The following is a 4,807-nucleotide window of genomic DNA, read 5'->3' as shown; positions in this document are numbered from 1 at the left end:
GCGCCTTGTCGGCCAACGCCCACCATGGCGTCGACCAGCAAACCTGTGAAACCCGCGCCTATGCCGTAGCCCGCCATTTCAAGCCGTTTCTGGTCAACACCGTGGTCGGCTTTATCGGCCCGGAATACCTGTACAACGGCAAGCAGATCATCCGCGCCGGCCTCGAAGACCACTTCTGCGGCAAGCTGCTGGGCGTACCGATGGGCTGCGACATCTGCTACACCAACCACGCCGAAGCCGACCAGGACGACATGGACACCCTGCTGACCCTGCTGGGTGTGGCCGGGATCAACTTCATCATGGGCATACCCGGCTCTGACGACATCATGCTCAATTACCAGACCACCTCGTTCCATGACGCGCTTTACGCGCGCCAGACCCTGGGCCTGAAGCCCGGGCCGGAGTTCGAGGCATGGTTGGCTCATACCGGCATCTTCACCCAGGCCGACGGCCGGGTGCGCTTTGGTGACAACCTGCCGCCGGCTTTCCGCCAGGCCTTGGCCCAGCTTGCATAGGGATGACCATGAACCGCACGCCTACTCCTGACAACCCCTGGCTGGCCTTGCGCACCCTGACCCCGGCGCGCATCGCCCTGGGCCGTGCCGGCACCAGCCTGCCGACCGGGGCGCAGCTGGATTTCCAGTTCGCCCATGCCCAGGCCCGCGACGCCGTGCACCTGGCCTTCGACCATGCTGGCCTGGCCACTCAGTTGAAAGAAAAGGGCCGCGACAGCCTGGTGCTGCACAGCGCCGCGAGCGACCGCCACCAGTACCTGCAGCGCCCGGACCTGGGCAGGCGCCTGAATGACGATTCGATCAGCACGCTGCGCCAGCACGCCCAGGCCAACCCCGGTGGCGTCGACCTGGCCATCGTGGTCGCCGATGGCCTGTCGGCCTTGGCCGTTCATCGCCACACCCTGCCGTTCCTGACCCGTTTCGAGGAGCAAGCCGCCGCCGATGGCTGGACCTGTGCGCCGGTGGTGCTGGTAGAACAGGGCCGGGTAGCAGTCGCCGATCAGGTGGGCGAATTGCTGGGCGCACGGATGACCGTGATGCTGATCGGCGAGCGCCCGGGGCTCAGCTCGCCCGATAGCCTTGGCCTGTACTTTACCTACGCGCCCAAGGTCGGCCTGACCGATGCCTACCGTAACTGCATCTCCAACGTGCGCCTGGAGGGCCTGAGCTATGGCATGGCGGCGCACCGCCTGCTGTACCTGATGCGCGAAGCCTGTCGGCGCCAGCTTTCCGGGGTGAATCTGAAGGACGAAGCCGAGGTCCATAGCCTGGAGGGTGACAACGCTGGCAACCAGAAAGGCAACTTCCTGCTCGGCAAAGGGTAAAAAACATGTAACGGAAGGCGGATTGCACTTGTGACGCGCATTGGGCAGCATGCCCTTGAAAGCTGCTGGCATTCCGCTGTTTCCCCAAATGGACTCTGAGGGCCGCACATGCGCATCATCAAGGCAACCCTGGAACACCTCGACCTGCTCACGCCGTTGTTCGTCAAATACCGTGAGTTCTATGGGCAGCTGCCCTACCCCGACAGTTCGCGCAGCTTCCTGGAAAAGCGCCTGAAACGGGATGAATCGGTGATCTATCTGGCGCTGCCGGAAGACGACGACAGCAAGCTGCTGGGCTTCTGCCAGCTTTACCCGAGCTACTCATCGCTGTCGCTGAAGCGGGTATGGATTCTCAACGATATCTACGTGGCCGAGGATTCGCGGCGCATGCTGGTGGCCGACCACCTGATGCGCGAGGCGAAGAAGATGGCCAAGGACACCAACGCGGTACGCCTGCGGGTCTCAACCAGTGCCGGTAACGAGGCAGCCCGCAAGACCTACGAATCCATTGGCTTTCGCAAGGACACCGAGTTCGAGAACTACATCCTGCCGATCAGTCAGGATTGACCTCTCAAAACAGGGCAGCGCATTTGTAGGAGCAGCCTTGCGCTGCGAAAGGGCCGATACGGCAAATGATTGCCTGTGGCCTTACTGGCCTCTTCGCAGCGCAAGGCTGCTCCTACAGGTGCTCTGTGTTGACCCACAAACTCCCTACCGTAACCCCCCGCTACAAACTCCCCGGGCATGTTCTTCACTTCGCCGTATAATGCCCCACCTGTCATGTGTGAAAATTTACCCATCGCCAGGTAACCGAGCCTACGCCCAAGAACACAGGTGCTGTACATGGATTTCAACCCGCTGGACCTTATCCTGCATCTCGATGCCTACCTCGATCTGCTGGTCACCAATTACGGTCCATGGATCTACGCCATCCTGTTCACCGTGATCTTCTGTGAAACCGGGCTGGTGGTCATGCCGTTCCTGCCGGGCGATTCGTTGTTGTTCATTGCCGGCGCCGTAGCTGCGGGCGGCGGCATGGACCCGGTACTGCTGGCTGGCCTGCTGATGGCAGCGGCAATCCTGGGCGACAGCACCAATTACGTGATCGGCCGAACGGCCGGCGAGCGGTTGTTCAATAACCCCAACTCGAAAATCTTCCGCCGCGACTACCTGCAGCGCACCCACGAGTTCTATGAACGCCATGGTGGTAAAACCGTGACCCTGGCGCGCTTCCTGCCCATCCTGCGCACCTTCGCCCCGTTTGTTGCCGGTATTGCCCACATGCATTACCCCCGCTTCCTCGGCTTCAGCGTCGCCGGTTCGCTGCTGTGGGTCGGCGGCCTGGTCACCCTGGGTTACTTCTTCGGCAACGTGCCGTTCATCAAGCAGCACCTGTCGCTGATGGTGGTGGGCATCATCGTCCTGTCGCTGGTGCCAATGATCCTCGGCCTGCTGCGTGGCCGCCTGGGCCGTGCGGCCAAGGCTCACTGAACGCTCGAAGCACAGCAGACATGTGGTCATTCAGCGCCTGGCGGCGCAAGCGCACCCTGGCGCGCTACCCCATCGCCCCCCAGCAATGGCATGCCGTGCGCGCGCGCCTGCCGATGCTGGACGGCATCAGTGACGAAGAAGACCACTGGCTGCGCGAAGCCTGCATCCTTTTCCTGCTCGACAAACACCTCACCTGCCTGCCAGGCGTCGAGCCGGACGATGAGCAACGGCTGTTCCTGGCCGCCCAGGCCCAGTTACCGTTGCTGCACCTGGGCGACCTGAACTGGTATCAGGGTTTTCACGAAATCATCCTTTACCCCGACGACTTCAAAAGCCCCCAGCGCCACCGCGACGCCAGCGGCGTGGAGCACGCCTGGGAGGGCGAGCACAGCGGCGAGGCCTGGCAACAGGGCCCGATCATCCTCGCCTGGAACGGCGTGCTGGCCAGCGGCGGCTGGGAAGCCTACAACCTGGTCATCCACGAACTGGCGCACAAGCTGGACATGCTCAACGGCGATGCCAATGGCCTGCCGCCGCTGCACAGCGGCATGCCTGTGGATGAATGGGCGCACGCCATGCAACAGGCCTACGACGACCTCAACCGCCAGCTGGACAAAGACCCCGACGCCGAAACCGCCATCGACCCGTATGCCGCCGAAAACCCGGCAGAGTTCTTTGCCGTTACCAGCGAATACTTCTTCAGTGCCCCCGACCTGCTGCAGCAGGCGTATCCACGGGTCTACCATCAGCTGTCGCTGTTCTACCGCCAGGACCCGCTGGCGCGCCTGAGCCGGCTCCAGGCCGAACACCCCGACTACCGCGAAAGCCACGCCTGACGCGGCCACACATCAGGCCAGGCGTGGCATGCAGCGGCAGAATGTGCCTATAATCGCCGCCACTTTTTTGGTCAAACACGGGGGCACTGCCCAATGAGCTACAGCAAGATTCCGGCGGGCAAAGACCTGCCGAACGACATCTACGTCGCCATCGAGATCCCGGCCAACCACGCGCCGATCAAATACGAGATCGACAAGGACAGCGACACCCTGTTCGTCGACCGTTTCATGGCCACCCCGATGTTCTACCCAGCCAACTACGGCTTCATCCCGAACACCCTGGCTGACGACGGTGACCCGCTGGACGTGCTGGTGGTTACCCCTTACCCGGTAGCCCCAGGCTCGGTTATCCGTGCCCGTCCGGTCGGCATCCTGAACATGACCGACGACGGCGGCGGCGACGCCAAGGTCATCGCTGTACCGCACGACAAGCTGTCGCAGCTGTACGTCGACGTGAAGGAATACACCGACCTGCCAGCCCTGCTGATCCAGCAGATCGAGCACTTCTTTGCCAACTACAAAGATCTCGAGAAAGGCAAGTGGGTCAAGATCGAAGGCTGGGACGGCGCCGACGCCGCCCGTGCTGCGATCACCAAATCGGTTGCTGCCTACAAAGGCTGATACCGGTTGTGCAAAAAACCCCGCCTCGGCGGGGTTTTTTTTGTCCGGATGGAGGGTGCGGAGACTGGCGGTAATAAATCTTACGCAGTCCTACACCAACGCCCTACAAACGGGCCCTTTTCGTACAATTTCCGTCAACACTCGGTTCATATCCTTACTGGCAACCCGCCGCTACACTCGCGGCCATGAACACTTCCGGCGACCGCCTCAAAGCCCTTCTTCACGAATGTGGCCTGACCTCTTCTGATTTCGCTGCCCAGCGCAGCGTCACACCACAGCACGTCAACAACTGGTTAAAACGCGGCGTCCCCCTGGCCCGGCTGGACGAACTGGCCGATTTGTTCTGTGTGCATCGTCGTTGGCTGCGCACGGGCGAAGGGCCCAAACACCCCAACCCGATCCTGCGCAACTTTCCGCCCCGCCCGGCACCCGCCAACACCCCAAGCCCCTTGTCGGTGCATCGCGGCCGGGTACTGAATGTGCCCTACCACGAGGTACGTAACGGCCTGCTTTCGCCAGC

7 protein-coding genes are annotated in these 4,807 nt (G+C 62.2%); all 7 read left to right on the top strand.

Annotated elements, in window-relative coordinates:
* The coding region (gene eutB, locus HP547_RS14235) for an ethanolamine ammonia-lyase subunit EutB (RefSeq protein WP_172286634.1) at window positions 1-515 on the top strand (515 nt) is incomplete at its 5' end.
* Between the two features lie 8 nt (window positions 516-523).
* Window positions 524-1,339 (top strand): ethanolamine ammonia-lyase subunit EutC, encoded by an 816-nt coding sequence (gene eutC / locus HP547_RS14230; RefSeq protein ID WP_172286633.1) that lies wholly within the window; start codon window positions 524-526, stop codon window positions 1,337-1,339.
* Between the two features lie 108 nt (window positions 1,340-1,447).
* Entirely contained in the window at window positions 1,448-1,906 is a 459-nt protein-coding gene (locus HP547_RS14225; RefSeq protein ID WP_172220544.1) for a GNAT family N-acetyltransferase, read from the top strand.
* Window positions 1,907-2,182: 276 nt separating this feature from the next.
* The gene (locus HP547_RS14220; RefSeq protein ID WP_019472362.1) at window positions 2,183-2,830 is read left to right on the top strand and encodes a DedA family protein; all 648 of its coding nucleotides are present in this window, start codon (window positions 2,183-2,185) and stop codon (window positions 2,828-2,830) included.
* Between the two features lie 20 nt (window positions 2,831-2,850).
* Complete coding sequence (locus tag HP547_RS14215) at window positions 2,851-3,666, top strand: zinc-dependent peptidase (protein ID WP_172286632.1); 816 nt, start codon at window positions 2,851-2,853, stop codon at window positions 3,664-3,666.
* Window positions 3,667-3,759: 93 nt separating this feature from the next.
* A complete protein-coding gene (ppa, locus tag HP547_RS14210) occupies window positions 3,760-4,287 on the top strand; it encodes an inorganic diphosphatase (RefSeq protein WP_016497835.1) in 528 nt (175 codons plus the stop codon).
* Between the two features lie 185 nt (window positions 4,288-4,472).
* A partial coding sequence (locus HP547_RS14205) for a helix-turn-helix transcriptional regulator (RefSeq protein ID WP_172286631.1) occupies window positions 4,473-4,807 on the top strand: 335 nt, incomplete at its 3' end.

This window comes from Pseudomonas sp. CM27, assembly GCF_013179515.1.
Lineage (GTDB): Bacteria > Pseudomonadota > Gammaproteobacteria > Pseudomonadales > Pseudomonadaceae > Aquipseudomonas.
The sequence above is the reverse complement of the archived record's forward strand: the minus strand, read 5'-3'. Positions and strand labels throughout refer to the sequence as shown.